This is a genomic window from Tunturibacter psychrotolerans, assembly GCF_040359615.1.
Lineage (GTDB): Bacteria > Acidobacteriota > Terriglobia > Terriglobales > Acidobacteriaceae > Edaphobacter > Edaphobacter psychrotolerans.
Genome location: NZ_CP132942.1, coordinates 2,907,929 through 2,934,088, shown reverse-complemented (window position 1 = coordinate 2,934,088; position 26,160 = coordinate 2,907,929). Strand labels below are relative to the sequence as shown.

Genomic DNA, 26,160 nt, shown 5'->3' with positions numbered 1-26,160 from the left:
GCCCGTTAACGTGTAGACGACATTCGCTCGGCCGGTCGGTAACGGACGGGGTTACAATCGCGAACAGATTCGTTGGTTGGAGCATGCCATTATGTCGTCTGAAGTGGGGTCCCCTGCGGTCGGTCGAACTCCTCGTCGTATGGAGTTGGAACAGTTGCAGGGTCTCGATCTGCATGCTCAGTATGATTCGGTGCGGACGGGTGGGGATTTTTTTGATGCGATCAACCTTGGCTCGCATGTGATCTTTCTGCTGGCCGATATTGCTGGGACCAAAGAGGAGACGCAATCGATTGCCGCCGAGGTTCAGGATACGTTTCGACGCCGGGGCACTGAGCTCCTGGGGATGGAGGGCACCAATGTGATGGATGCGACTGCGATGCTGGTGCAGGCGATCAATCATGAACTGCTCAGGGCTGCGCATGGAGTTCGCTTCGCACCAACATTTATTGGTTGCTACGATCTTGCGCTGGGGATTCTTGCTTATGTGAACGCCGGGGGCATGACGGCTGTGTTTCATGACTCGGAGGGTGCGCGGGTTCTGCCCAGCGCGTCGGTGCCACTGGGTTTGTTTACGCACCTGACGCATGAGCCTGTGATGCAGGCGTTTGAGCCGGGGGCGAAGCTGCTGATGGTGACCAAGGGTGTGATGGAGACTCGGCATGGACGAACGCACTTCGGTGTGGAGCGTCTGATTCCGCTGCTGGAGCAGACGGCGCCGGGCTTCGCGACGGAGTCTGCTACGGAACTCTGCCGGGCTACGTTGAGGGCTGCGAGCGAGTTCAGACAGATTCCCTGGTATAGCCTCCAGAAACTTCCCTTTGGCAAAGAGGCGGAAGATGAGGATCTGACCGCGCTTGCGATGGTGCGGCGGCGCGTGAGTTAACTCGTCGGCAGCGGCATGGAGGATAGGAAGGATCTCATCCTCGGCTGGCGCTTCGGCGGGTTGGAACGCGGCTTCTGATGGCCCGTTGAGCGAGTCTTTTTTGCTGCTTCCAAAACTGTCGATGATTCCGAGCTGGTCAGTAATTCGAAGCTGATCCATGAGCGCGGCGACTGGGCTGCGGCGGGTAGCCTCCACGCCTGCCTCTGAGCGTGGAGCGAGTGTGCCCAGAGCGGGGTCGAGGATAATCTCTTCGACGGTTTCGGCTTCAGCTGCGCGGGATCGGGTGGGGTCGCGGGGCAGGTTGAGGCTTGCGATCTGGAGGCCATAGAGCAGGAGTCCGGCGCGACGCGGGTCGATATCGTTGGAAGCGATGCGCTGGAGAACTTGGCCGATGGAAGATTGGATGGCGGAGCGATCCTCCGGCAGGGGCAGGTCGAAGGCAGAGCGGCGGCTGCGGCGGCGACGCGCTCCGGTGGTGGGTTTGCGGGTGGTGTGGTGGTAGTAGCAGAGCTCTTCGCCGCGCAGGCATGGGCTGCCGCATCGGTGGCCATCGGTGAAGATGTGGCGGCATTGATAGCGTTTCGGTTTGTCGACGACTGGGTTAATGATTGCTCGCATGAGTCCCTCCCCACGGGGGTACTTGTTGTCCAAAGTTTTGAAAAGAAGCGGCATGAGTCCGGACTTTTGGATTCGAGCTTTGCGTTTGAGTTAAAGAAAAAAGTCCGGCTTGTGGCCGGACTTCGTTGTGTCTTGCTATGAGTTCAGTATAGATCGCGTGTCAATAGGAGTAACCTGTAATGGCTTTATTTTGATTAGCTTGTGAAGTGTTCTAAAAGTAATGCGTGGGATTCTTGAGCTTATCTTCTCGAATGAGCGAAGGCAGGATCTCTGTGGCGTTGCCGAGGAGGATCTCGTCGAAGGCTTCGCGGTTGAGAGGATCTTCGGGCCCCACGTAGACGGTGTGGACGCGGCGCTGGTTGGCGATATGGACGAAGCCCGCGGCGGGATAGACGGAGCCTGAGGTACCTACGACGAGTAGGATGCTGGCGCAGTCTAGTTTGCGATAGATGGTATCCATGTCGAGGGGGATTTCGCCGAACCAGACAATGTGCGGGCGGACGGGGGCGCTGCACTTCGCGCAGATGGGGAGAGCTTCGGCGACTTCGTAGAGGGCCACGTCTGGGAAGGGTTGATTGCAGCGGGTGCAGCGAGATTGGAAAAGACTGCCGTGCATGTGGTGGATGCGTTCGGAGCCGGCGCGCTCGTGCAGGTCGTCAACGTTCTGGGTGCAGAGGTAGAAGCGGTCGCCTAGCTGCTCCTCGAGTTGGGCCAGGGCGATGTGCGCTGCGTTGGGTTGGGCAGAGATTGCGTTGCGGCGGCGTTGGGAATAGAAGTGCCAGACGAGAGTTGGGTCGGCAGCCCAAGCTTCGGGCGTGGCCACCTCTTCGACGCGGTAGCCGTTCCAGAGACCGCCGGAGCCGCGGAAGGTGGCGAGGCCGCTTTCTGCGGAGATGCCTGCTCCGGTTAGGACGAAGAGATGGTCTTGGGGGGTTAGGTGCATGTTTGGTTGGATGCTTGTGTCCTGCCGGACGGGCCCGCTGCGCGCGGGGCGGTCACTTCGTGACTTTTATACCTTTCGTTGCTTGATTGTGGGCATTGGGCCTCGCGTTGCTCGGCTTCATCTTTTTTATCTGGGGTCGGAGGGTTCGCTGGGAATGCCGTCCGCGTTCCAGGCTATGACTCGATAGTGAACGCCACCGAGTGCGCCGTGTGGATCAACCCAGGGGTCATCGGCGTCGGTGGCGCAGCGGTCGCAGATGGGCTTCCATTCTTTTGAGCCTTGGTCGTTGCGTTCGACGGAATAGCGCACCGCGCCTGCTGAGCCGCGCCATGCGATGAGGCCGACGATGACCGTCGATGTGATAACAGGACGTGGAGGGATGTTGTGTTTGGGGACCGCTGTACCTGACATTGTGTAGGCATGGGCGCGGAGGAGCTGGGCGCGGGCGGCCATATCTTCTGCAGTGTTGACGAGGGTTTTGACACCGGGATAGTAGAGCGCCCACCATTGGCCGGATTCGCCGTGCTCGGCAAAGACGGGGTTGTTGCTGTCGGCAGGGATGGGCTGGAAGCCGAAGTTGTCGAGGTGGGCTTGCAACGCCCAGAAACCGTCGCCGGAGACATTTGGGTCGGTGGAGAGGGTGTTGAGCACGTTTTCGAAATCGACAGGGGTCTTCCAGTCGGTGCGGTCCCAGCCGAATTCATTCACGATGAATACTCTTCCGTGGCCGGTGACGGTGGCTGCGTCGTGGGTGAAGGTGGCGGCGGTGGTTGGTGGCTGGTTGGGGCCGAGAAGAATGTCCCAGTGCGGATAGAACTCGAAGGTGGCGAGGTCGGTGGACTTGTTGTCGAGGACTGGTGGGTAGACGCGATAGATGCCGGAGGTGTCGAGATAGAGATGGTGCGGGTCTTGTTGCTTGATGTGGGTGCCGATGGTTTCTACCCAGGAGGAGACTTGGCCGAGCGCGGTGGCGTTGCCTCCGGAGAGCAGGGTGAGGATGCCGCACATGTTGCAGTTCTCCCAGGCCATGATGGTGGGGTCGTCTTTGTAGCGGAGGTTAGTGATGGGGTTGAGGTGATTGAGGACGGCGTCGATGTGTTTTTCGTAGGCGGCGATGAGGGTGGGGTCGGTGAAGAAGTCTTGCGGGTTGGGTTTCTTCTCCCAGGCGAGGTATTGGCCGATGCCGCCGCCGGCGCAGGTGGCGCAGTCGCCGACCAAGGGGATGATGAGTTTTATGCCGTGTTTGTGGGCGATGGCGATGGCGTAGTCAGAGGATGCAAAGGCGGCTTCGTTGAAGTTGCCTTCGGTGGGCTCGATGCAGAGGGGGCAGCCGACGGTGTCGCCCATGGTTTGGGCTCGGACTACTTTCGCGCCCATCTCGGCGGCCGTGTCGAAGGCGTCGTCGATCTCGAAGTGGCTGGGGAGGCGGGGGCCCATGGGGTCGTGTGGGCCGTAGCCTTCGAGGCCTAGCCATTCGATGTTGGGGCCGGAGTAGCGGAAGGGTGCGCTGTTCAGGATGAGTTTGGTGCCGGAGCGCTGGACGAAGGCGTCGGGTGATTGTGCCTGAGCGGCGATTGGGAGGAGGGCTGCGAGGGCGAAGATGAAGAATTTGCTGCGGGCCATTCGTTCTCCGGGTCGTTGCATGCTGATGTTTTGGTGCGACCCATTATGAATGGCTATTCAGTAGTTTTGCAACGTCCCTGCCGGACGGGCCCGCTACGCGCGGGGCGGTCACTTCGTGACTTGTGTACTTTTTCTTGAGGGGCAAAGATGTTGGGCCTCGCGTTGATGCCACCAACGGGAGGCCCTGTGCTTTTTGTTTTGCCGAGACCGGTATACACGTCACGAAGTGACCGCGCGCCGCGTAGGCCCGTCCGGCAGGACACGGTTTATTCGCCGAAGTTGACCGATTCGATGCCGAGGAATTCGGCGGATTGGCCGAGCTCTTCTTCGATGCGGAGGAGCTGGTTGTACTTGGCGATGCGGTCGGTGCGAGAGGCGGAGCCTGTTTTGATCTGGCCTGCGCCTGTGCCTACTGCGAGGTCGGCGATGAAGGTGTCTTCGGTTTCGCCGCTGCGATGGCTGATGATGCTGGTGTAACCAAAGCGACGAGCCAGCTCAATGGCTTCGAGTGTTTCCGAGACGGTGCCGATCTGGTTGACCTTGATGAGGATCGAGTTCGCGACCTTCTGCTCGATTCCCTGCTGGAGGCGCTGGGTGTTGGTGACGAAGAGGTCGTCGCCTACGAGCTGGACCTTATCGCCCAGGACCTTGGTGAGGTGCGCCCAGCCATCCCAGTCGTCTTCGGCTAGGCCGTCTTCGATAGAGATGATGGGATATTTGTTGACCCAGTTCTCCCAGAAGGCAGTCATCTCAGCGGAGGAGAGTTCGCGCTTGTCGGATTTCTTGAAGATGTATTTGCCGGTTTCTTTGTTGTAGAACTCGCTGGAGGCCGGGTCGAGGGCGATGGAGATGTCTTCGCCTGGGGTGTAGCCGGCGAGCTGGATGGCTTCGAGGATGAGGTCGAGGGCTTCGTCGTTGGATTTGAGCGAGGGAGCGAAGCCGCCTTCGTCACCGACCGCGGTGTTGTAGCCCTTCTTCTTGAGTACGCCTTTGAGGGTGTGGAAGACTTCGGTGCCCCAGCGGAGTGCGTCGGAGAAGGTTTCGGCGCCGACGGGCATGACCATGAACTCCTGGAAGTCGACGTTGGAGTCGGCATGGGAGCCGCCGTTGAGGATGTTCATCATGGGCGTGGGGAGGAGACAGGCGTTCACTCCGCCGAGGTAGCGGTAGAGGGGGAGCTTGAGGGCTTCGGCGGAGGCGCGGGCCACGGCCATGGAGACGGCGAGGATGGCGTTGGCTCCGAGCTTGGATTTGTTTTCGGTGCCGTCGATGGAGATCATGGTCGCGTCGATGAGGCGCTGGTTGCTGGCGTCCATGCCGGTGAGCTCGGGCCCGAGGATGGTCTCGACGTTTTCGACGGCCTGGAGGACGCCTTTGCCGAGATAGACCTCTTTATCTCCGTCGCGAAGTTCTACGGCTTCGTGCTCGCCGGTGGAGGCTCCGCTGGGAACGGCGGCGCGGCCTTTGGCTCCGCTGTCGAGGATGACGTCGGCCTCGACGGTGGGATTACCGCGGGAGTCCAGAATTTCGCGTGCGTGGATAGAGACGATCTCGGTCATATTGCTCCTGTTGGTAGGGGTTGCGGAATGTTGGGAGACGACGCGGTGGTTCAACCGTTCGTTTAACTTTGGACGACGGTCAACCGGGAGGGTGCTGCCACCTGCGAGGGTTATGGACTGCACCAGCTTTGCGTCGGATGGGCTCACCTGACGAATTTTAGCAAAGGAAACGAAGGGGAGGCCGCAACGCCTGATGAATCAATCGGCGCAGGAAGGCGTTGAGGGGCTTATTAGCAGGGTCGGTTCTGGCCTGAGGAATTTGTTCCATAGATGCGGCGGGAGTTTTATTCTTTGGAGTGATAAGAGCGCAGGAAAATTCAGCGCTCTGGCTGGTCTAAGAAACTTTCACTGAGGTATCGCCATGAAGATGCACATCACCACCGCTGCTCTCGTTCTTGCTGCTGCTCCCGCGTTTTCACAAAGTGCGATGACGGGAGTTTCTCACCCTGACTCTGCGGTGATTTCGAGTAGCGATGATGCGGCTGCTCAGGCTAGTTCACAGACGATCGCTAAGCCGAGTGCGGATGTGCCGGCGGTGGTGCCAGCATCGCCTGCGGTGGAGTATGGGCCTTATGTTCCTTATAAAGGAGCTGCAGTTGCGGGTTCGAGCATGATGGCTGCTGAACCTGCGGCGGAAGATCCTGCAGATGCCATGATCGTGACAAGCGTGCCAGAGCGTGAAGGCACATTGCGTGAAGGGACTTTGCTGAAGGTAAAGATCGGCGAGACGCTGGCGACAGATACGACAGTCGCTGGGAGCAGATTTTCTGGGACTGTTACAGAAGCGATAGAGAGGAATGGGCGAGTCATCATTCCGGTAGGTTCTACTCTTGAGGGGCGAGTGACGGAGGTTCGTGGCGGACGGCGCATTTCAGGTGCTGCAATGATGCATCTGGAGACGAGCGACGTTACGCTGCCGGATGGGACGCACTACATTGTGCATGCGCAGTTGGTCGATACTGGCAAGAGCGAGTTCAATGTGGATAACGAAGGGACGTTGAAGCGGAAGGACCATGCGAAGGAAACACTGGCGATTGTTGGCGGCGTGACCGGTGCGGGTGCGGCTACGGGTGCGTTGATCGGCGGTGGAGTTGGCGCTGTGGTTGGTGCGGGGATTGGCGCTGGGGTTAGCACTTTTATCTGGTTGAAGCAGGATCGTCAAGCTACGCTGCCGAAGGATGAGTTGCTGGTGTTTAGTTTGACTACGCCTATGATTTTGACGCCGCTGAGTGGTACGCCGGTGAGCAGTTTGAATGCAGGTGCTTTGGGTGGGGTTGGCGCGGCTCAGTAGCGACAACTGATTTTGTGGATCGAGGCCGAGAGCTTTTTCTCTCGGCCTTTTTCTTGTTCTGGGGTAAGGCAACTGCAACTGCGTGCTGCGCGCACGGCGCGATCTGCCATCGAGGCTGACGCGCCTTCGGCGCCGAAAAGATAATTAATTGCGGACCTGGGCCAGGAGGCGCTTCCAGTTTTTCTGGTTGCGGCGGTAGCTTTTTTTGAGGTCTTCGAGGATGCGTTCGAAGTCGCCATGGCCTTTTAGTTTGCGCCATGCTGGGTTGATGCTGAACCAAGGATAGTTTTCGTTGCCGAGATAGATGGCGCGGCGCAGCCAGTGGAGGGCTTCGGACTCGTCGCCTTCGAGGGCGAAGTAGGTGGCCAGGCGATAGGCCATCTCGCTGTCGGCTTCGGCTGCGGAGAGAGTTTCGTCAACGATGAAGGTGGCGGCTTTTTCGCGTTCGCCTAGCTGGACGTAGCAGAGCGCGATGGTTGGGAAGACGATGCGGAGAGAGGACTCATCGCGGATGACGTTTTCAAGAGTTTCGATCGCTTTGGGGAGGTCGCCTGTGCGCATCTGCTGGTAGCCGAGGGAGATTCGCAGGAGTGGTTGGCGGGGCTCAAGGGTGAGGCCCTTTTCGATCTCGTCGGAGGCTAGCTCCATTTGATTTTGGTATTGGTAGACGCGGGCGCGGTGGTTGTAGATCATGGCCGCGTTGGAGGGGTTCATGCGGAGAGAGGCGTTGAACTGCTCGAGGGCTTCATCGTACATGCCGTCGATACGGAGGGTTTGACCGGCTACGAGGCGGACGTTCCAGTCGTTGCCTGCGGTCTGGAGGAGGTTTTCGATGCCGTGACGGGCTGACTCTTTTTCTCCGCGGGAGAGGAGCATGTAGACGCGGTAGAGGTTGGCTTCGACGGAGCCGGGGTCGAGTTGGAGGGCTTTGTCGAAGGCGCGGCGAGCTTCCAGGACGTGCATCTGTCCGCCCAGGCCGTGGCGGGCGTATTGAAGATGCGTGATGCCGAGGCCTGACCAGCCGGGAGCGTATTTTTCATCCTGTTTGACGACGTCGGTGAAGAGCTCGCAGGCGCGGTTGAGATCTTCGCTGCTGCCGGTGCGGGTCATGAAGGAGGAGAGGACGGCGCGGGCCTGGAGATACTGCTCGGAGAGGGCCTGATTGAGAGAACGCGCGGGAGGTGTACCGGCACGATTGTTTTCGTGTGCGGCGAGATCTCCGAAGCCCTGAAGGGTGCTGAAGACTTCGTTGCAGATCTCCGATTGGACGGAGACGAGGTCGAAGGAGGCAACGTTGATGGAGCCACCGGCGCGGACGCTTTGGTTGGGAACGTCGAGGAGCTGCCAGTTGAGATCGAAGCCTTTGTCGGAGCGGAGGAAGTTGCCGGCGAGGACGTAGTTGACGAGGAGTTTTTTGCCGATGCTGAGGGGGTCGAGCTGTTGGGTGGGGATGTTCATGAACGAGCTCGACGGGCGAACGACGAGGGTGGACATGCGGGTGAGGCGGGTGGCGATGGCGTCGGCGAGGGCGTAGCCGTAGAGGGGCGCGACGTCGGCGGGGCCGAAGTTGACGAAGGGAAGGACGACGATGCTGTTCTGGTTGTTGGTGGAGGAGGCGCCAGATTCGCGGAAGCGCTCGGCGAGCATGGAGAGGATGCCGGTGGTTCGTTTTTCTTCGTCGGGGGCGTCGAGCGGGAGGCGGGTCTGGTGGGAGGGGCGTATGTTGTCGCCGGGGAGCAGGACGGAGTCGAGCTGCATGGCGCGCATGATGGTCTTGAGGGCGTCGCGGACCTCGGCTGCGGAGCCGAAGCGGGCGGAGGGTTGTTTTTCGAGGCAGCGGAGGATGACGGACTCTAGCTCGATGGGGAGGTCGGGGGCGATCTCGCGGATGGAGGGCGGGTCGGCAAACTGGATGGCGCGGATGGACTGGAACTCGGCGGCGTCGGGGCGATGGAAGGGGTGGCGGCCGGTGGCGAGCTCGTAGAGGATGAGGCCGAGGGCGAAGATGTCGGACTGGACGCTGGACTGGCCGGTGACGAACTGCTCGGGGGCCATGTAGGCGATGGTGCCGCCGCGGGCGGTGTAGGTAGCTCCGGGGGCGGGGAGGTTGCGTTTGCTGCTTGGGCCGGAGGGGTCGAACTCGGCCTGGTCGGGGCGGAGGCGGCGGGCTAGGCCGAAATCGAGAATCTTGATGAGGCCGCCGTCGGTGAGCATGACGTTGGCGGGTTTGAGGTCGCGGTGGAAGATGCCGAGGTTGTGGGCGGCGGAGAGGCCGTCGGAGGTCTGGATGCCGGCGGAGAGGACGAGCTGGAGGCTGGCGGGGCCTTCGGCGATGACCTTGTCGAGGGATTTGCCGGGGATGTACTGCATGACGATGTAGGCTTCTTCGCCGTTGCCGTTCTCTTCGGGGGCTTCGCCGACGTCGTAGATGGCGCAGACGTTGGGGTGGTCGATGGCTGAGGCGAGGCGGGCTTCGCGGAGCTGCGTGGCGCGGACCTGCTCGATGGTGAGGTTGCCGCGCTTGAGGAGTTTGAGGACGACGGGGCGCTGGAGGAGAGTGTCGTTGGCGAGAAACACGACGCCGCTGCCGCCTGTGCCGATCTTGCGGACAAACTCGTACTGCTTGATTTCGCGGCGCTTCATGGTTCCATTATCGCAAGCGCCAAGGTGTGGATGATTTAGGGGAGATTATTTAGCGGGAATATGGGTTTCAAAAATGGAACGCAGTTCATCGATCTGAGACGAAGACAGCTCACGCTTTGGTATAGGAATGAAAATTTGATGTCCTTGCTGAAAGAGTATGAAGGTCTTCTCGTTTTCCGCAAATTTTGTGTAAGAGTCCCAAGGCACACGGGCGTCTGAAGTTTCGGTTTTAAAGGTGAGATGGGAACTGTCAAGATCGAGGGTTCTTCGATCTCGAAGTAGCGGAGCTTTTCGATAAGCTCGTCGGAATTGATAGTTCCACAACAGAGGAACGCATAAAAGCATTGTTCCCCACAATATTACCGGCCAGAGTCCAGTGATATTTGGTCGCTCAATCGCAGAAATTACGCCGGAAGCGATCAGTAACACTCCAATCAACGGAAGGATATAGAGCTTGTACATCGCAAGCTTGGATCGTTTCTGCATCGCTAACCTGCCGGCAGAGACAAAATCATTTTCGTCAATTTGATATGCAATGTGCACGGTTTTCGTTGCCTTCAAAGCGTGCTTAGGTTGAGAAGAAAAACCTGAGCTAAGGTTTTCAAACGACTGCGGGTGCGGTGTGGACCGGTTTTCCACTGGTGATTGATTCGGCCATGGCTGCGCCGATGCGAACGCTTTCAGCGATGCCGCGGTCTTCGGGATAGTAGAAGCAGGTGTCGGCGATCTGGAGGCCTGCAATGGGAGTCTGGACGGGTGGGATCTTGGCGAGGAAGCCGGGCTCGCAGATGGGCTGACCGTGACGGAGACGAGCGACCTTGGTGGCGACGATGTCTTCGTTTGTGAGTTTGGGATTGACGCGCTGGAGACACCGAAAGGCTTCGGAGACGAGATCGTCTTCTGGTGCGGAGAACTTGGGGTTTGAGACTGGCATGTAGAAGGGCACGTAGAGGATGGTGTGGTCGCCGGCTTTGCGAAGGTTCGAAAACTCAATGATGCCGGGGATGTCGATGTCTGGCTCGGAGACGTTGACCCAGAAGTGCGGTGTGACGGAGCGGGTGAGTTTGAAGATGACGCAGATGACGCCGATGTTGTGGATGGCGTTGTAACGATCCTTCCATTCACTGGGAAGCTCGGGAATCATGGCGGAGACCAGTGGAGTGGGTGCGGTACAGATGACGGCGTCGGCGGGGTAGTGGCCGTTGGTGGTTTGGACGCCGGTGACGTGGCCTTGCTCGACGGTGATCTGCTGGACTGGGTTGCCGAGATGGACTCTCCCGCCGAGGGATTGAATGGCTGCGACGAGGGAGTTGACGAGCGTGATGGAACCACCGTCGATGTATCCGAGCTCTTCCTGAAAGATGCTCTTGCGGGAGCGGCCTACGCGACGAATGCGAGTCCAGATCCATGCTGCGGAGATGGTGTCGGCGTATTCGTAGAATTTGTGTGCGAAGAGTGGCTTCCAGAAGCGGTCGTAGTTGGCGGCTCCGGACCAGCGAATGATCCAACTCTTTGCCGGTTCATTTTCGATGGCTGGCCAATGGTTGCGACGGGTGCAGACGAAGGCGAAGAGTCCGTAACGGAGTTTGTCGATGAGGCTTACTCCGGGGAGACGAAACAGAGAGATTGGATCTCCCCAGGGGTGGAGTGTGTTGCCGGAAAAGAAGCCCATGGTGGTGGGCCGCCATATCATTTTGTCGCCGATGCCGAGTTCTTTCATCAGGGCGAAGGTGGGGAGATCGTTGTGACAGACGAAGTGATAGAAGCGTTCGATGGAGATTCCGTCGAAGTCGAAGTGGCCCGCCATTCCACCGGCTTCGGGTGCTGCCTCGATGAGATCTACTTGATGGCCCAGTTTTACTGCTCGATAGGCGGCGGCCAGGCCCATGGCACCGGCTCCGATAACAACGACTCGCGACATCCAAAGATCTCCGTAAATACTGCGGACTATGAAGGGGAACAAGATGACTGCGGCAAGGTCAGGTTAGGTTTCCCTGATGCTAACAGCGGGATGGCGTTTGGTCATTGGTTGTTAGTGCCGGGGGCGGTCGCCTTGCTCCCAGGGGCGGGGATTGACGGGGTCGTCCTGCCATTTCTGGCGGCGGCCTACGAAGTACATGACGGCTCCGAAGAGGAACATGAGGAGACCCCAGGTGAGGTTGAGGTTGATGCCCATCGATTTTTCGTAGATGTCGGCGGTGTGGCGGGTGATGAAGCCGTAGATGCTCATAAGGCCGCCGATGAGGAGGAAGATCAGGCCGAGGGGGATACGGATGTCGAGTCCCATAGAAGCTCCTTTGGTTTTAGGATCGCGAAGTGCAAAAGCAGATCCCCTGCGGGGATGACGACAAGAAGGGCAAATGCAACGGCGAAGGCATTAAGCGAAGACAAGGTTGAGGACGATGAGCATGGCGAGGACGACGATGCCGAGAATTGCGGGCTTCTGGTACCAGCTCAGGTGGGTGTCGATAGGCTTGGGGGTGAGGGAGTAGACCAGGCCCACGAGCTCGGCCTCGGGGCGCGGGGTGGTGGCGAGCGAGACCGCCATCGTGACCAGAAGATTGACCGTGAAGGCGAAGATGGCGGTCCAGAAGTTCTGGGCCATGTCGCTGGGGTAGTGGTGGACGATTGCGATCCAGCCACCGTGGATGCCCGGCGTCGCGTCGGCGGGGAGGGTAAGGCCGTGGTGGAGGAGGGCTGCGCCGGTGCCTGCGATCAATCCTGTAAATGCACCGTGGCCTGTCGTCCGCTTCCAGAACATGCCTAGTAGGAAGGTGGCGAAGAGGGGCGCGTTGACGATGGAGAAGACGAGCTGGAGCGCGTCCATGATGTTGTTGAAGTTGGTGACGAGGTAGGCTGCGCCGACAGAGAGGGCGACGCCTCCGATCGTGGCCATGCGGCCCATCCAGAGATAGTGGGCGTCGGTTCCCTTTTTGTTGATGTAGGCCTGGTAGATGTCGTAGGTCCAGACGGTGTTGAAGGCTGTGACGTTGCCGGCCATGCCGGACATGAAGCTGGCGAGGAGCGCGGTTAGGCCCAGGCCGAGGATTCCTGTGGGGAAGAAGTGCAGGAGCATGACCGGGATGGCGAGGTCGTAGTTGTAGACGGGGTTGCCGTGGCTGTCGAGGATGGGTTGGCCGCTTACGGGGTCGGTCTTTTCGGGGATGATGCCGTGAGGGTGGGCTTCGTCGAGGGGAATATTAGCGGATTTGGCTGAAGCTAACTGTGCGCTTTCTGCTGCAGTGGCAGCACGCTCTCTGACCTCAGAATGATAGCTATGTTTTGCAGGCTCCTGCCCTGCTCCGGCCATGTGGCTGGTGACTGTGACGGCGATGAGGCCGGGGAGGATGACCAGGAAGGGAAAAAACATCTTCGGGATGGCGGCGATGAGGGGGACGCGGCGGGCGGAGACCTCGGAGTCGGCGGCCATGGCACGCTGGATGACGAGGAAGTCGGTGCACCAATAGCCGAAGGAGAGGACGAAGCCGAGGCCCATGGCTAGACCGACCCACTCGACGCCGAGAGTGTTGGTGGAGGCGTGAGCCATGCCTCGCCAAGAGTGGGTCATTGTGGCGGGGAGGGTGTGCTTGATTCCCTGCCAGCCGCCTACGTTGCGGAGGCCGATCCAGACCAGGGGGGCAAAGCCGGCGACGATGAGGAAGAACTGAAGGACCTCGTTGTAAATGGCGCTGGTGAGGCCGCCGAGAAAGATATAGCCCAGGACGATGATCGCCGATAAGAAGACTGAGACGTGAAAGATGTAGGCGTCGGGGATGATGCCGTGGAGGAGGCCGAGAGTCTGGATGAGCAGCGCCATCGCGTACATGGAGATACCGGAGCTGAGCACGGTCATGATGGCGAAGGAGAAGGCGTTGACGGCGCGGGTCTTTTCGTCGAAGCGCAGGCGGAGGTACTCGGGGACGGAGCGGGCTTTTGAGCCGTAGTAGAAGGGCATCATGAAGATGCCGACAAAGACCATCGCTGGGATGGCACCGATCCAGTAGAAGTGGCTGGTGATGATGCCGTACTTCGCGCCCGAGGCACCCATGCCGATGACCTCTTGGGCTCCGAGGTTGGCGGAGATGAAGGCGAGGCCGCAAACCCAGGCCGGGATGGAGCGGCCAGCGAGGAAGAAGTCGTTCGAGGTGCGCATGTAGCGCTTGAGGGCGAAGCCGATGCCCAGAACGAAGACGAAGTAGACCAGCATGATGAGCCAGTCAATGATGGAAAGATTCACGGTAACCCTTGAAGTTCGGAGCTGCTTTGACTGCTATTAGTTGAATGTACTGAGGCCAACTCTAAATTGTTTGGGCGCTGTCTTCCAAATCCTGTAGGGGGGATAGCAACAAAGGTTGTAGAAGTTATGGCGTACCGCAGGGAGAAAATGTCCTATGATTGGCTAATTATTTCCAGAAGGTGGAGATCAAGTACCAACGTTTTACCGAGATTTTGCATCCGACTGTGGAATTGGTCAGATCACCGGAGATTTGCCTGACTAAGGTTGTGGAAAGAGGTCTGAATTGGATTTGTTGATGAATTCTCCCCTGGAACAAGCGATCTCTCGCATGCCAGCCACCATTCTTCTTATTGACGATAATGCTGTGCAGGCGGCCACTCGGCAGACGATTCTGAAGCGTGCGGGCTATTTTGTGATCGCAGCGCTGAATCCTTGCAGAGCTCTGGAGCAGATCCGGGGTGGGGAGTTCCCTGCAGAGATCGGGTTGGTGATTACCGACCATGTGATGCCAGGGATGAACGGGGCGGATTTTGTAAAAGCCTTGCGCAAGACCAATCCTACGATCCCGGTGCTTGTGATCAGCGGGCTGGAGGAGGCCGAAGAAGAGTATGTCGACTTGAATGTGACGTTTCGGATGAAGCCGCTGATGCCGGACCACCTGCTGGCGACGGTTCATGGGCTGATTCGGGATGGGAGCCACGATTCGGGGCAGTTGACAGCCCAGTAGAGCGTGTCCGGTAAACGATGGTTTATTGCTGATACGGTCTGTCCTTGAGAGAATGGGGCAGGGGAATTCATGCGACTGCATCCGATGCCGGAGTTTGGTAGTTTTACGCTGTTGCTGGCTTTGGCATTGAGCGCTTACACGCTGGTGATGGGTGGGGTTGCGCTGTGGCGAACGCGAGGAATGGCGGCAGGAGTCGATGGCGGCGCGGGGCGGCTGGGTGAGACGGCGCGGCGGGCGGGGATCTCAAGTTTTGTAGCGTTGAGTTGTGCGGCGTTTGCGCTGGTATGGGCTTCGTTTACCAACGACTATTCAGTTTCGTATATCCTGCACCATACCAATCGAGATCTGAATACCGCATATAAGTTTTCTGCCCTGTGGTCGGGACAGGAGGGCTCGCTGCTGTTGTGGGCGTGGCTGCTTTCGGCGTATGGGTTTGTGTTGCGGATGCGGCACAAGGTGGATGTGCGGCTGTCGGCGTTTGCTTCGACGATTCTGGCAGGGATTCAGGTCTTCTTTTTGCTGCTGTTGAATTTTGCGGCGCCTCCGTTTGCGATTCAGCCGGGACCGGTGGCGACGGATGGGTTTGGGTTGAATCCGCTGCTGCAGTATCCGGAGATGGTGATTCATCCTCCGATGCTGTACTTGGGATATGTGGGGTTCTCGGTTCCGTTTGCGTTTGCGCTGGGTGCGCTGATGATGCGGTATCCGGGGGAGAAGTGGATTCACATTACGCGGCGCTGGACCATGGTGACGTGGCTGTTTTTGACGTGCGGGATTTTTCTTGGTGCGCACTGGGCTTATAGCGTGCTGGGGTGGGGTGGGTACTGGGGCTGGGATCCGGTGGAGAACGCCTCGTTGATGCCGTGGCTTACCGGGACGGCGTTTCTGCACTCGGTGATGATGCAGGAGAAGCGCGGGATGATGAAGAGCTGGAATGTGTGGCTCATCTTCTCGACGTTTATGCTGACGATTCTGGGGACACTGCTGACGCGGTCTGGGATTGTGAGCTCAGTGCATGCGTTTGCGCAGAGTTCGATTGGTGATTGGTTTTATGGCTTCATTCTGATTGTGTTTGCGGTTTGCTTGTTTACGTTCTTCAAGCAGCGGGATCATTTGAAGAGCGAGAACAGGCTGGAGTCGCTGGTGAGCCGCGAGTCTAGTTTTCTATTCAACAATCTGATCTTGCTGGCAGCTTGCTTTACGGTGCTTTGGGGAACGCTGTTTCCTGTGTTGAGCGAGTATGTGCAGGGCACGAAGGTCACGATGGGGGCACCGTTCTATAACCGGGTGAACTTGCCGATTGGATTGTTTCTGCTGTTTCTGACCGGGATTGGGCCGCTGCTGGCGTGGCGTTCGACTTCGCTGCGATCGATACGGCGGAATTTTATTTTGCCTTCGATTGCGATGGGTGTCGCGCTGGTGGTGTTGGTGGCGGTAGGCGTGAGGCCGTGGGAAGCTGGAGACGATTGGCAAGCTACCCTGTTTTCGCTGGTGACGTTTACGCTCGCGGCTGGGGTAACTACGGCGATTGCGGCTGAGTTTTTGCGTGGAGCAAACGTGGTGGCGACGCAGACGGGGAAGAATCTGCTGGCTTCCACGGTGCTGCTGGTGCGACGGAATACGCGGCGGTATGGCGGGTATATCGTTCACTTCGGCATTGTGGTGATGTTTATCGGGATCGCCGGTGGCGCGTTCAATCAATCGCATGAGCAGGAGATGGGCTTTGGCGATACGTTGAAGCTCGGGCCGTATCGGCTGGTGTGCAAGAGCTACACGCAGGACAGCAATAAGAACTACGACACGGAGTATGCGTTGCTCGATGTGTTCCGTGGGAGCAAGCAGATTACGCAGCTTGCTCCGGAGAGGCGGTTTTATCAGGCGAGCCAGACGTCTTCGACGATGGTGGCGCTGCACTCTACGCTGGCGAGTGACCTGTATGTGATCTATGAGGGGAAAAATCCTGATACGGATCGGCCGATCATCAAAGTGTTTTTGAACCCGCTGATGAACTGGATCTGGATTGGAGTTTTGATCGTGGTGGGTGGGACGTTTCTTGCGCTGGTGCCGAATCTTACGCGGACGGCTGCGCGCGCGTCGGTAGAGACACCGGTGAATTTGGCTGAGGTTCATCATGTTTGAGGGTTTCGTTGCAAGACTGTCCTGCCGGACGGGCCCACTCTGCGTGGGGCGGGCATTTCGTGCCTTGTGTACCCCTTCGGTTGCGGCTTCCGATGGTCGCTTTCGGCGATTTGCTGGTGCTGGCTTGGTATGTTTGCTGGCTGTGGTGATGCTGGGGGCGTCGCCTGATGCGCGCTTCGAGAAGATGGGGCACGAGATGATCTGCACCTGCGGATGCGGGCAGATCCTGCTGGAGTGCAACCATGTGGGTTGTCCGGTTTCTCCGGTAATGATCAGTGAACTGCATGCGCAGATCGATGGAGGCGGATCGAATACCTCGATCTTTAATTGGTTTGCGGCGAAGTATGGGGCGATTGTGCTCGCGTCTCCGATTCGCGGAGGGTTTGACAACGTCGCGTGGGTTGCGCCGATGGCGGTATTTTTGCTGGCGACGATTGGGACGGGATTTCTGGTTCGGATGTGGTCGTTGCGGTCGAGACAGCGCGGGGCCGCGAGTTCGGCTGGGCCTGTGATGGCTGGTGATGCGATGCGAGAGCGCATTCGACGGGAGACGGAGTACTGACATGGGCATGATTGCAGGTGTGGTGCTGACGTTGGCGCTGTTCGGGTTCATCTTCTGGCCGGAGCGAAATCCTTTTGTGCAGGCGGATAAGACGCGGGCGGATTATCTGCGGGAGCGAAAGGATGTTATATACGAGAACCTTCGGGATTTGAACTTCGAGTATCTCGCGGGGAAATATCCTGAGCAAGACTATGCGGATCAGCGGGCGGGGCTGGAAGATGAGGCTGCGCGAGTGATTGCAGAGATGGAATTGCTTGAGGCTCGTGGTGAATTTGGACGACGAAGTCGAGTTTAGTACGCTCCGCTGTATGACGAGTGGTCCGCTCATGCTTCACGGTCATCGCAAAAAATCGAAGAGCTAAAGACACCTGCGAGTGCTCCGAATGAATTGTGGGTAGGGATGATAACTTCCCTCCCCTGTTTCAATCGCAAATTGCGTGCCGAGGTTTGACGTAAACTTGACGGGTGAGCTTTCTATCCTCTTTCCTCCGACGTTCTGTTGTGGCTGCTGCGATGGTTGCGGCGTTTTCGAGCTTTGCTTGTGCCGATTCGATCACCGGTACGGTTACAAATAAGACGACCAATAAACCTGCGGCTGGCGATGACGTGGTGTTGATTCGTCTCCAGCAAGGAATGCAGGAGGCTACGCGGACAAAGACGGACGCGAAGGGCCGCTTCTCACTGGACGTGCCAGCGAACGAGAGCCAGGCGATCCACCTGGTGCGTGTGACGCATGATAAGGCGAACTATTTTCGGCCGGCGCCTCCGGGGACGCAGTCGGTTGAGGTGGAGGTTTATAACGCTGCTGCGAAGGTGAAGGGTGTGAGCAGTGAGGCCGATGTAATGCGCCTGCAGACGGATGAGAGCGGGAAGGCGCTGCATGTGGTTGAGAATTTCTTCGTGAAGAACGAGTCGAGTCCACCACTGACGCAGTTCAGCGACAGGCCTTTTGAGTTTTATCTGCCAGAGGGTGCGGTGGTGGAGGGGTCGGCGGCTCTGGCACCAGGGGGAATGCCGGTGCAGGCTTCGCCGGTGCCGTTGGGAGAGGCGAATCACTATGCGTTTATCTTTCCGATTCGGCCGGGGGAGACGCGATTTCAGATTACGTACAAGTTGCCCTATAGCGGAAGCTTGAAGTTTTCGCCGCGAGTGATGATGCCGACGGACACGATCGCGGTGATGATGCCGAAGAGTATGACGTTTAAGCCGGGGCCGTCCGCACCGTATACGCCGGTGACCGAAGAGACGACGGCGCAGACTTATGTGGCGCGGAGTGTGGCTCCGTCGCAGGCGTTGGACTTTACCGTGTCGGGGACTGGGCAGATGCCGCGGGATACGGGCGCTGCGGCGGCGGCGGGCGAGGGTGGTGCGGCGACGGCGGATGCTTCGGCGCAGGCTGGTGCGGGTGGCGCTGCGGGTACAGCGGCGAGCGATACGCGACCGGGTGGGGGTTTGGGGACACCGCTTGATCCGGAGGGGACGAATGATCCGTGGGCGAAGTATAAGTGGTGGATCCTGGGTGGGCTTGGGCTGTTGCTGGCAGTGGGTGCGGGAGTGATGTTGAAGAGTGGCCCTGCGCCGGTTGCGAGTCCGGTTGGAGCGGGGGCGACGGCTGCTGGTCCGGATTCCCTGCTTGCAGCGATGAAGGAAGAGCTCTTTGCGCTGGAGACGGATAAGCTTCAAGGCAAATTGACCGAGAGCGAGTATACAGAACAGAAGGCGGCGCTTGAGGTGGTGTTGCGCAGGGCGCTTGCGCGCGGCGAACGGAATATAGATACGTCTAATGTGGCGGGCCCTGTAGTTTGAGGAGCTGGCGATGAATACGTTCAAGTCGACGTTGCTTCTGGTGTTGCTGACGGTGTTTTTGATCCTGATTGGGGATCGCTTTGGTGGACGAAGTGGCATGGTGATCGCGTTCGCCTTATCGGTTGTCTTCAACTTTGTGACTTATTTCTTCTCGGATAAGTTGGCGTTGAGGATGTACAACGCTCAGCCGGTGACTCGGGAGCAGTTGCCAAGGGCGTATGCGGCGGTGGAGAGACTGACGGCTAAGCAGGGACTGCCGATGCCGAGAATCTATGTGTTGCCGACGGAATCGCCAAATGCGTTTGCTACAGGGCGGAATCCGCAACATGCTTCGGTGGCGGTGACACATGGAATTCTGCAGCTGCTGGATGATGAGGAGCTGGAGGGCGTGCTGGCGCATGAGCTGGGGCATGTGAGGAACAGAGATATTCTGACGAGCTCGATTGCAGCGACGCTGGCGGGTGCGATCACGATGGTGGCGCGGATGGGATATTGGGCTTCGTTGTTTGGTGGTGGAGGCGGCGGGCGCGATAGACGCGGGGGGGGTGGGCTGAGTGGGTTGTTAATGATTATCGTTGCGCCAATTGCGGCTTCGTTGATTCAGCTCTGGATTTCGAGGACGCGTGAGTTTGAGGCTGATGCTACGGGCGCGGCGACGACAGGGAATCCGTATGCGCTGGCGCGGGCGTTGCAGAAGCTGGAGGACTATTCGAAGAGAATTCCGATGCAGGCTTCGCCTTCGAATGCGCATCTCTTTATCGTTGCGCCTTTGCTGGGGAGTGGAGGGATTGGGAATCTTTTTTCGACGCATCCTCCTATGAAGGAACGAATTCAACGGTTGATTGGAAGGGATTACGTCTAGGATGCAGATTTTTCTACGGGCCCTGCGGTTATTTGCGATGGTGGCATGGGTGGGTGGGCTTGGATTCTTTGCGTTTGTGGTCGCGCCGGTGGCGTTTCATAGTCTGCCGAGTGCGCATGAGGCTGGGATCGTCGTTGGAGGGACTCTGCGGGTGTTGCACTGGATCGGGCTCGTGGGTGGCGCGATCTTTTATGTTGCTACGGGGCTGTTGTGGCTGCGGGCCGGCGTGACCGCGAGGGTGGAGTTTGCGATCGAGATGATTCTGGCCGGGATGATGATGGCGGGAACGTTTTATTCGCAGTTCAAGATACTGCCGGCGATGGAGGTGGATCGAGCGCTGGCGGGCGGGGTGGTGGAAACGGCTCCAGCGAGAAATCCGGGGCGGGTGGACTTTGAAAGATTGCATACGTTGTCGGAACGGCTAGAGGGATTCGTGTTCTTTTGCGGTTTGGGCGTGGTGTTTGTGCTGTCTCGTGAGTCGCAATGAGAGACGGTAGAATCTGAAGAACATGAAAATCTGCTTGGTTGTGTTGTTGAGCGCGTCTGCCGTGTCTCGCGGGACGTATGGCGGTGCGCTGAAGATAGGCCTGAGGAGCTAGCGGTGTCGGCGCTGTGGTTGAGCCTGACGCTGGGGTTGGTGGCGGGACTGGCTGATTATCTTGGCGGGTTTTTGTTGGTGCGGCAGTCGCCTTCGGCGCGTGCGCTGCGCTACTTTGTCGCACTGGGCGCCGGTTTTATGTTAGCGGCAGCGGTGCTTGAGATGATCCCTGAGGGACTGCATGTGAATCCGCGGTTTGCTCCACTGCTGATTCTGGTTGGGTACTGCGCGGTGCATCTGGTGGAGCATTCGCTTGTGCCACATTTTCATTTTGGGGAGCAGACGCATGAGCACGAGTTGATTGCGGCGAAGACGAGCTACTCGGTTCTGTTGGGACTAGCGACTCACACATTCTTTGATGGCGTGGCGATTGGGTCGGGATTTGTGCTGTCGCATTGGCTGGGATGGATTTTGTTCTTCGCGGTATTTCTGCACAAGATTCCTGAGGGCTTTACCGTGGCGAGCGTGATGCTGGCCGGTGGTAGAGGCGCGGCGACGGCGCTGAACTCTGCGTTGTTTCTTGGGGCAACGACGGTGCTTGGTGTGCTCGTGATTAATCTTGAGCCTAGCTGGGTTCGGGTGGGGTTGCCGCTGTCGGCAGGGGTGACGATCTATGTGGCGGCTACGGATCTTGTGCCTGAGGTGAATCGCGAGCCGGGATTGCGCATGGCGCTGGTCTTCCTCGGTGGTGTGGCGGTGTTTTTTATTCTGCGTTTGTTGGGGCCGGGATAGTTGTTGTGTGGCTTAGGTTTCAACTGGCGGGATTTAGAACAAGGGTCACGGTTGCGGAGTGTTGCAGGGCGTTTCCGGTTGGACCGGTGGCTGTGCCGGTGACCGTGATGGCGTAGGTCTTAGCCTGACTGGTCAAGGCTGGATCGGTTTTGATGCGGTCTCCACAGCCGCTCGCTAGCAGGAGTGTGATGCCGGCGATGGTGAGCAGGAAGAACCTTATTGCGACGCCGCGTTTGCGTGGGTGGAAGGCCAGACCGGCGATGGGGCTGAGCAGAAAGATTGTGGCAAGGAATGGTTGAAAGAGGCGGTCACGCGGATTGACGTTCGTCGCGGTCGTCTTCGGCGTCGCGATGGTCATGGTGAAGGTGTTGGGCGTAGCGCCAGGGGGGAGATACGCCGGGTTGAAGGATGCGGTGGCGAGATTCGGGAGACCGGTGGCGGCCAAAGTGATTGGACTGGATAGATTGTTCTGCACCTGGACAGTAAAGGTGAAGCTCGTGCTCGCGCCGGAGAGAATCGTTTGTGTAGTCGTGCCGGTTGCGGCGAGCGCGAAGTCGGGGTTGGTGGGTGAACCCGTTCCGATTGTGATCAGTTGAGGGGCGGAGATGCTGGGGGTGAAGTTCGCGCTTCCGTCATAGACCGCGGTGAAGTTGTGAGCGCCCTGGGCGAGAGTCGAGGTGAGGAAGACCGCGTCTCCTGAGTTTGAGAGTGGGGTGGTGGAGAGAGGGCTATTGCCATCGAGCAAAGTGACAGAACCGGGTGGGGTGCCAGTCGTTGTGCTGGCAACGTGCACGGTTAGGGTCACCGTCGATCCGGTGGTGCCGGTTGCTACGAGGTTGCTGAGCGTGATCACAGTAGGGGCTGGGTGGATGGTGATCGCTGCGGGTGATGCGGCGACGGTGTAGTTCCCTGCCGCTGAGCCGTTGAGGACAGGCGTGACAGAATAAGTGCCGGCGGATGAGCCAACAGTGGCGGTGGTGATGAAGGTAGCGGTAAGATTTGCTGCGTCTTGAGGAAGGACGCCGGTGAGAGTACCGCTCAGGTTTGGAATCGCCTGTCCGTAGAGGAGGGAGATTGGTGCGATGGTAGCGGTGAGTTGCAGGGGTGTGATGGTCAGAGCCAGCGCAGGACTCTGCGCGGACGGATGGGTTTGGTCACCGGAGTAGGTTGCAGTGAGATTGTAAGCGCCGGCAGCCAGGGTTGTTGTTGAGAGTGTGGCGGTGTTGGAGACGACGGGGGAGGAGCCAAGGATTTTAGTTGTGGTGTTGACGGTTTCGAAAAATGTAACGGTGCCGGTGGCTGGGCTGGTGGCGAGAGTGGCTGTGAGTTGTCCGGTGCCGTAGGCGATCACGTAGGGAGCGGTGAGGTTGAGGACTCCCGGGGCGGTGAGGCCGAGACCCGCGACAGTGGTGATCGAGGTTGGGGTGGTTTGCGTTACGACCTGACGAATGCGCTGATTGCCGGTGTCGGAGAGAGTTAGGTTGCTGGCGGGTGAGAGTGTTGTCGCAGTGGGACTGTCAAGCGAGGCGGCGGTAGGAGGGCCGTTGTCGCCGGCAAAGGTCTGAGTACCATCGCCAACAACGGTTGTGATGATTCCGGTAGTGGCATCGATACGCCGGATGCGGTGGTTGGCGGTGTCGGCGAGGTAGAGGTTGCCGGCGGAATCTGAGGTGAGGCCGTGGGGGAGCGCCAGGTTTGCGGCAGTCGCGGCGGTGGTGTCGCCGGAGAAGCCAGGTGAGCCGGTGCCGGCGATGGTGGTGATGACGCCGGTATTGGCGTTGATTTCGCGAACGCGATGGTTATGGGTGTCGGCTAGATAAAGATTGCTGGAGGCGTCCAACGCGATGCCCGTGGGAGAGTCGATGGCAGCGGATGTGGCCGCACCGAGGTCGCCGGAGTAGCCTTGTGTGCCATTACCCGCGATCGTCGTGATGGCTGTAGCGAGGTTGAGTTTGCGGATGCGGTGATTGCCCGTGTCGGCGATGTAAAGATTGCCGGAGGAGTCGAGCGCGAGAGCAGTCGGGAGGCTGAGTTGCGCGGATAGGGCAGAAGCGCCGTCTCCGGAGAAGCCAGAGGTGCTGCCGGCGATCGTTGTGATGACGCCTGTGGTGAGGTTGAGTTTGCGGATGCGCTGGTTGTGTGTGTCGGCGATGTAGAGATTGCGTGCCGTATCGAGCGCGAGGCCCTGCGGTGAGTCGAGCGTCGCGGAGGTTGCGAGGCCCAGGTCGCCGGAGAAGCCCTGGGTGCCGGTGCCTGCGATGGTCGTGATGTTGCCGACTGTGTCGACCTTGCGGATGACGTGGTTGCCCGTTTCTGCGAAGTAGAGGTTGCCAGTTGCGTCAAAGACGATGGCCGACGGAAGAATGAGGGGAACCGTCAGTGCTGAGACCGAAGCGGTCTGGGCGGAGAGCCTGGGGAGAGACAGGAGGCAGAGAAGTAAGAGTGCAATCCCGCGGGCGTCGTACTTGGTGCGGGGAGAATGTGGGAGGCTCTGCTTACCCATGAGGAATCGTCAAATGCATTCTGCGGAGAGGATGGAATGGATTGTGTTTCGCAACTGCTCTTACTCTACTGGAAGAACCAAGGCTGTAATCGACGCCGAGAGCGACGAGCCTCCAATGAAATGCTTCGGTCAATTACGGGGTGAATGAAGAAGACCCCGGAGGAGTGACTCCGGGGTCTCTTGTGGTTTGGTCAAGCGTTGGGTTAGGGGATCTTCTGGAAGCGGCCCTTCTGCAGACCGAGTGAGTAGGGCTGGAAGATCGGTACACCTGCGCCGACGATCTCGGTGATGAAGTTTGTGCCGTCGCCTGCAACCCAGACGTTTCCTGCCTGATCGACCGCAAGAGCACGGCCGGAGGTAAGGTAGGAGGCATCCTTCTGGAAGCCAGTGGAGGGTGAGAGACCGAACGCCCCATTCGTGCTTCCCAGTTCGCTCACGCTGGTATTGCCGGTTGCGTTGTTCGGAATCCATACGTTGAGACGACCATCCACAGCGATCGCGGTGGGAGTTGCGATTCCGATAGTTCCCGGAGTCGTAAAGGGGAAATTATTGAGCGGGACGTAGTTTCCGCCAGAGAGGGTGAGGCCGGTAATGGCACCGCTGTCGACGGCAGAGACGAACAGGTTATTTTGCGGTCCGAGCGATATGCCGTAAGAGTTGCCGCTGGTTGGGATTGTGGAGGTAACAAACCCGTTGAGGTAGCCTGGTGCGGCTAAGTTGGCGCTTGGCGAAACTTCAGCCACTGAGGTGGTTCCAGTGGAGACGAAGATGTTGCCCTGGATCGTGACGTTGCTGCCATTATTCTGATAGTCCGGCATGAGGCGCACCGGGTTGGGACCAACGGTGTTGGAGATCTGAATGGGGGCAATGGCTGCGCTCGCGCTTGCGCCGCCCGGGATTTGATAGAGGGAGCCAACGCCACCTGTGACGGCAGTGAAGTAGATGTTGCCAAGGCCATCCGCTGTGACGCCGATGGGACTGACGGTGGCAGGAAAGGCAAGAGTGGTTCCGTTGTTGTAGCGGTAGAGGCTTGTGCCTGAGCCAGTCCAGACATTGCCCAAGTTGTCGACGGTCGCTCCGCCGAGAGACTTCCCAGTGCCCTGGAGGACGCAGGTGAGGGGAACACCAGCTCCGCTGATCTCGGAGAGATTGCCACCGCCGGTGGCCTGGACGTTGTCGATCCATACGTTATTCAAAGAGTCGATATTGATGTCGATGGGCGAGTTGATGAATGAACCGGAGGCGCTGCTGCAGGTGCTGGTGCTTGCGTAGCTGATCGCGATGGTCCAGTCTGTGGGCTGGGTAGCGAGTGCCGGCTGATATGGGCCGCTGACCCCGCCTGCGAGACCGAAGAGGGAGGCGATGTTTCCAGAGCCACCACTTCCAGGATTCGTGAGCAGGTAATAGACGGCCTGAACGGTGTCGATCGCCTGAGAGAAGCTTGGGGTAGAGAAGTTGGCCGTGTAGGCGGTGTTCGGAGGCGTCGCCGAGGTAAAGAGCGTACCGCAGGCCGGAGTGGAACTGTTGGGGCCATTGATGCATGCGGACAAGATGTTAGCCAGGAGGTTGACTTTGCCGGGCTCGGGCGTAGCTATGACGGAGACGCTTGGATCGACGTTGCTTCCGCTCGCAGCGATGGTCGTGGAGGTGACCGCGGTGCCTGCAGAAGGATCGGCTAACAGGGCGATCGTGGCTGGCAGTTGAGTTACGATGTTAGACTGCTGACCCGTTCCGTCGAAGATGATGGAGTTGTGGATTCCGCTGGCGGGCACTGGATTGAAGAACTGTTGAACCGCAGCCATTGTGGCTACAGTCGTCACTTCTGTCATGTCGACGTGATTGGCCGCGGTAAGTTCCATGCAGTTGCCGTAGACCGAGATGAAGGCGGCTGCAGCATTGTTCTGGGTTGAGTCACCGTTGTTCTGGGTATTTCCGCCTGTCGAGATTACGTAGACCAGTGGGTCATAGCCTAAAGGGCAGGAGAACGTGTTTCCGGTATTGGGATCGCCGTTGGTGGCGTCCCTGTTAAATGCGAAGGAGCCTGCGCTGTCGGTCGTCGTCGTAGCGGCGAGAGCGGCTGGCGTTCCGCTGCCTTTTAGTCCGGAGAAGTACAGGTTGACGGTTGCGCCGACGACAGGCTGATTGCCTCCGTGGATCTTCCCGCTGAGTGTGGCCGCCTGACCGAGAGGGGCTGTGCTCGAAGCCGTCGTCGCCATATTGGCGCAACCGGCGGTGAATACCGCGCTCGAAGCCATAAGCGCGAGCAGATTTCGCTTTGAGCCCGTCAGCCGGGCGAAAGAATTGCCAATCATGGGTGTTCCCTCCGAAGGTGGTAGTACGGTTTGGTTCAAGGTAGATTCCGTAGCGACAAGTTGTGCTGACCAGCGGGATAACGTCAAGTTAAGAGTGAGACAGGCTGGGGAAAAAGGGTATC

General features: G+C 58.8%; 21 protein-coding genes. 11 read left to right on the top strand and 10 right to left on the bottom strand.

Going from position 1 to position 26,160, the window contains the following annotated elements; all coding sequences use genetic code 11:
• Positions 1-91 precede the first annotated feature (91 nt).
• Both RBB77_RS12125 and RBB77_RS12120 read left to right on the top strand, forming a co-directional pair.
• The gene (locus RBB77_RS12125; protein WP_353062017.1) at positions 92-883 is read left to right on the top strand and encodes a PP2C family protein-serine/threonine phosphatase; all 792 of its coding nucleotides are present in this window, start codon (positions 92-94) and stop codon (positions 881-883) included.
• Positions 884-1,267: 384 nt separating this feature from the next.
• Positions 1,268-1,642 (top strand): hypothetical protein, encoded by a 375-nt coding sequence (locus tag RBB77_RS12120; RefSeq protein WP_353062016.1) that lies wholly within the window; start codon positions 1,268-1,270, stop codon positions 1,640-1,642.
• A 70-nt stretch (positions 1,643-1,712) separates the two neighbouring features.
• Here the strand turns inward: RBB77_RS12120 and RBB77_RS12115 are convergent, their stop codons facing one another.
• From RBB77_RS12115 to eno, 3 genes are all read right to left on the bottom strand, one after another.
• Positions 1,713-2,444, bottom strand: coding sequence for an SIR2 family NAD-dependent protein deacylase (locus tag RBB77_RS12115; RefSeq protein ID WP_353062015.1), 732 nt, complete (start codon positions 2,442-2,444; stop codon positions 1,713-1,715).
• Between the two features lie 126 nt (positions 2,445-2,570).
• Positions 2,571-4,067, bottom strand: a complete 1,497-nt coding sequence (locus tag RBB77_RS12110; protein ID WP_353062014.1) for a hypothetical protein — start codon at positions 4,065-4,067, stop codon at positions 2,571-2,573.
• Between the two features lie 266 nt (positions 4,068-4,333).
• Positions 4,334-5,626: a phosphopyruvate hydratase gene (gene eno, locus RBB77_RS12105; protein ID WP_353062013.1), complete on the bottom strand. Its 1,293-nt coding sequence runs from the start codon at positions 5,624-5,626 to the stop codon at positions 4,334-4,336.
• 361 nt (positions 5,627-5,987) lie between these two features.
• Here eno and RBB77_RS12100 point away from each other — a divergent pair, with 361 nt between their 5' ends.
• Positions 5,988-6,917, top strand: a complete 930-nt coding sequence (locus tag RBB77_RS12100) for a hypothetical protein (RefSeq protein ID WP_353062012.1) — start codon at positions 5,988-5,990, stop codon at positions 6,915-6,917.
• Positions 6,918-7,061: 144 nt separating this feature from the next.
• On the opposite strand, the gene RBB77_RS12095 is transcribed toward RBB77_RS12100, so the two are convergent.
• From RBB77_RS12095 to RBB77_RS12075, 5 genes are all read right to left on the bottom strand, one after another.
• Positions 7,062-9,560 (bottom strand): protein kinase domain-containing protein, encoded by a 2,499-nt coding sequence (locus RBB77_RS12095; RefSeq protein ID WP_353062011.1) that lies wholly within the window; start codon positions 9,558-9,560, stop codon positions 7,062-7,064.
• A 45-nt stretch (positions 9,561-9,605) separates the two neighbouring features.
• The gene (locus tag RBB77_RS12090; RefSeq protein WP_353062010.1) at positions 9,606-10,121 is read right to left on the bottom strand and encodes a YcxB family protein; all 516 of its coding nucleotides are present in this window, start codon (positions 10,119-10,121) and stop codon (positions 9,606-9,608) included.
• A gap of 40 nt (positions 10,122-10,161) precedes the next feature.
• Complete coding sequence (locus RBB77_RS12085) at positions 10,162-11,481, bottom strand: NAD(P)/FAD-dependent oxidoreductase (protein ID WP_353062009.1); 1,320 nt, start codon at positions 11,479-11,481, stop codon at positions 10,162-10,164.
• 111 nt (positions 11,482-11,592) lie between these two features.
• Positions 11,593-11,847, bottom strand: a complete 255-nt coding sequence (locus RBB77_RS12080; protein ID WP_353062008.1) for a hypothetical protein — start codon at positions 11,845-11,847, stop codon at positions 11,593-11,595.
• A gap of 90 nt (positions 11,848-11,937) precedes the next feature.
• Positions 11,938-13,797: a sodium:solute symporter family protein gene (locus tag RBB77_RS12075; protein WP_353062007.1), complete on the bottom strand. Its 1,860-nt coding sequence runs from the start codon at positions 13,795-13,797 to the stop codon at positions 11,938-11,940.
• 295 nt (positions 13,798-14,092) lie between these two features.
• On the opposite strand from RBB77_RS12075, the gene RBB77_RS12070 reads away from it, so the two are divergent.
• From RBB77_RS12070 to RBB77_RS12035, 8 genes are all read left to right on the top strand, one after another.
• A complete protein-coding gene (locus RBB77_RS12070) occupies positions 14,093-14,524 on the top strand; it encodes a response regulator (protein WP_353062006.1) in 432 nt (143 codons plus the stop codon).
• A 69-nt stretch (positions 14,525-14,593) separates the two neighbouring features.
• Entirely contained in the window at positions 14,594-16,663 is a 2,070-nt protein-coding gene (locus RBB77_RS12065) for a heme lyase CcmF/NrfE family subunit (protein WP_353062005.1), read from the top strand.
• Entirely contained in the window at positions 16,656-17,225 is a 570-nt protein-coding gene (locus RBB77_RS12060; protein ID WP_353062004.1) for a cytochrome c-type biogenesis protein CcmH, read from the top strand. The genes RBB77_RS12065 and RBB77_RS12060 overlap by 8 nt, the downstream gene beginning before the upstream one ends.
• A gap of 1 nt (position 17,226) precedes the next feature.
• The gene (locus RBB77_RS12055; protein ID WP_353062003.1) at positions 17,227-17,520 is read left to right on the top strand and encodes a hypothetical protein; all 294 of its coding nucleotides are present in this window, start codon (positions 17,227-17,229) and stop codon (positions 17,518-17,520) included.
• 170 nt (positions 17,521-17,690) lie between these two features.
• Positions 17,691-19,031 (top strand): carboxypeptidase regulatory-like domain-containing protein, encoded by a 1,341-nt coding sequence (locus RBB77_RS12050; protein WP_353062002.1) that lies wholly within the window; start codon positions 17,691-17,693, stop codon positions 19,029-19,031.
• Positions 19,032-19,041: 10 nt separating this feature from the next.
• On the top strand, positions 19,042-19,893 hold the full coding sequence (locus tag RBB77_RS12045) for a zinc metalloprotease HtpX (RefSeq protein ID WP_353062001.1): 852 nt from the start codon (positions 19,042-19,044) through the stop codon (positions 19,891-19,893).
• A 1-nt stretch (position 19,894) separates the two neighbouring features.
• Positions 19,895-20,380, top strand: coding sequence for a DUF4149 domain-containing protein (locus tag RBB77_RS12040; protein ID WP_353062000.1), 486 nt, complete (start codon positions 19,895-19,897; stop codon positions 20,378-20,380).
• 114 nt (positions 20,381-20,494) lie between these two features.
• Positions 20,495-21,223, top strand: coding sequence for a ZIP family metal transporter (locus RBB77_RS12035; protein WP_353061999.1), 729 nt, complete (start codon positions 20,495-20,497; stop codon positions 21,221-21,223).
• Between the two features lie 19 nt (positions 21,224-21,242).
• On the opposite strand, the gene RBB77_RS12030 is transcribed toward RBB77_RS12035, so the two are convergent.
• Positions 21,243-23,726 (bottom strand): Ig-like domain repeat protein, encoded by a 2,484-nt coding sequence (locus RBB77_RS12030; protein ID WP_353061998.1) that lies wholly within the window; start codon positions 23,724-23,726, stop codon positions 21,243-21,245.
• Positions 23,727-23,929: 203 nt separating this feature from the next.
• Positions 23,930-26,038 carry a hypothetical protein gene (locus tag RBB77_RS12025; RefSeq protein ID WP_353061997.1) on the bottom strand — a complete coding sequence of 703 codons (2,109 nt, stop codon included), beginning with the start codon at positions 26,036-26,038 and terminating at the stop codon, positions 23,930-23,932.
• Positions 26,039-26,160 lie beyond the last annotated feature (122 nt).

Bases quoted from the DNA above. Each gene is read 5' to 3' on its own strand.
- RBB77_RS12110 (WP_353062014.1), bottom strand. From the start codon at position 4,067: ATGGCCCGCAGCAAATTCTTCATCTTCGCCCTCGCAGCCCTCCTCCCA.
- RBB77_RS12025 (WP_353061997.1), bottom strand. From the start codon at position 26,038: ATGATTGGCAATTCTTTCGCCCGGCTGACGGGCTCAAAGCGAAATCTG.
- RBB77_RS12125 (WP_353062017.1), top strand. From the start codon at position 92: ATGTCGTCTGAAGTGGGGTCCCCTGCGGTCGGTCGAACTCCTCGTCGT.
- RBB77_RS12040 (WP_353062000.1), top strand. From the start codon at position 19,895: ATGCAGATTTTTCTACGGGCCCTGCGGTTATTTGCGATGGTGGCATGG.
- RBB77_RS12100 (WP_353062012.1), top strand. From the start codon at position 5,988: ATGAAGATGCACATCACCACCGCTGCTCTCGTTCTTGCTGCTGCTCCC.
- eno (WP_353062013.1), bottom strand. From the start codon at position 5,626: ATGACCGAGATCGTCTCTATCCACGCACGCGAAATTCTGGACTCCCGC.
- RBB77_RS12055 (WP_353062003.1), top strand. From the start codon at position 17,227: ATGGGCATGATTGCAGGTGTGGTGCTGACGTTGGCGCTGTTCGGGTTC.
- RBB77_RS12030 (WP_353061998.1), bottom strand. From the start codon at position 23,726: ATGGGTAAGCAGAGCCTCCCACATTCTCCCCGCACCAAGTACGACGCC.
- RBB77_RS12115 (WP_353062015.1), bottom strand. From the start codon at position 2,444: ATGCACCTAACCCCCCAAGACCATCTCTTCGTCCTAACCGGAGCAGGC.
- RBB77_RS12085 (WP_353062009.1), bottom strand. From the start codon at position 11,481: ATGTCGCGAGTCGTTGTTATCGGAGCCGGTGCCATGGGCCTGGCCGCC.
- RBB77_RS12095 (WP_353062011.1), bottom strand. From the start codon at position 9,560: ATGAAGCGCCGCGAAATCAAGCAGTACGAGTTTGTCCGCAAGATCGGC.
- RBB77_RS12045 (WP_353062001.1), top strand. From the start codon at position 19,042: ATGAATACGTTCAAGTCGACGTTGCTTCTGGTGTTGCTGACGGTGTTT.
- RBB77_RS12080 (WP_353062008.1), bottom strand. From the start codon at position 11,847: ATGGGACTCGACATCCGTATCCCCCTCGGCCTGATCTTCCTCCTCATC.
- RBB77_RS12070 (WP_353062006.1), top strand. From the start codon at position 14,093: ATGAATTCTCCCCTGGAACAAGCGATCTCTCGCATGCCAGCCACCATT.
- RBB77_RS12065 (WP_353062005.1), top strand. From the start codon at position 14,594: ATGCGACTGCATCCGATGCCGGAGTTTGGTAGTTTTACGCTGTTGCTG.
- RBB77_RS12060 (WP_353062004.1), top strand. From the start codon at position 16,656: ATGTTTGAGGGTTTCGTTGCAAGACTGTCCTGCCGGACGGGCCCACTC.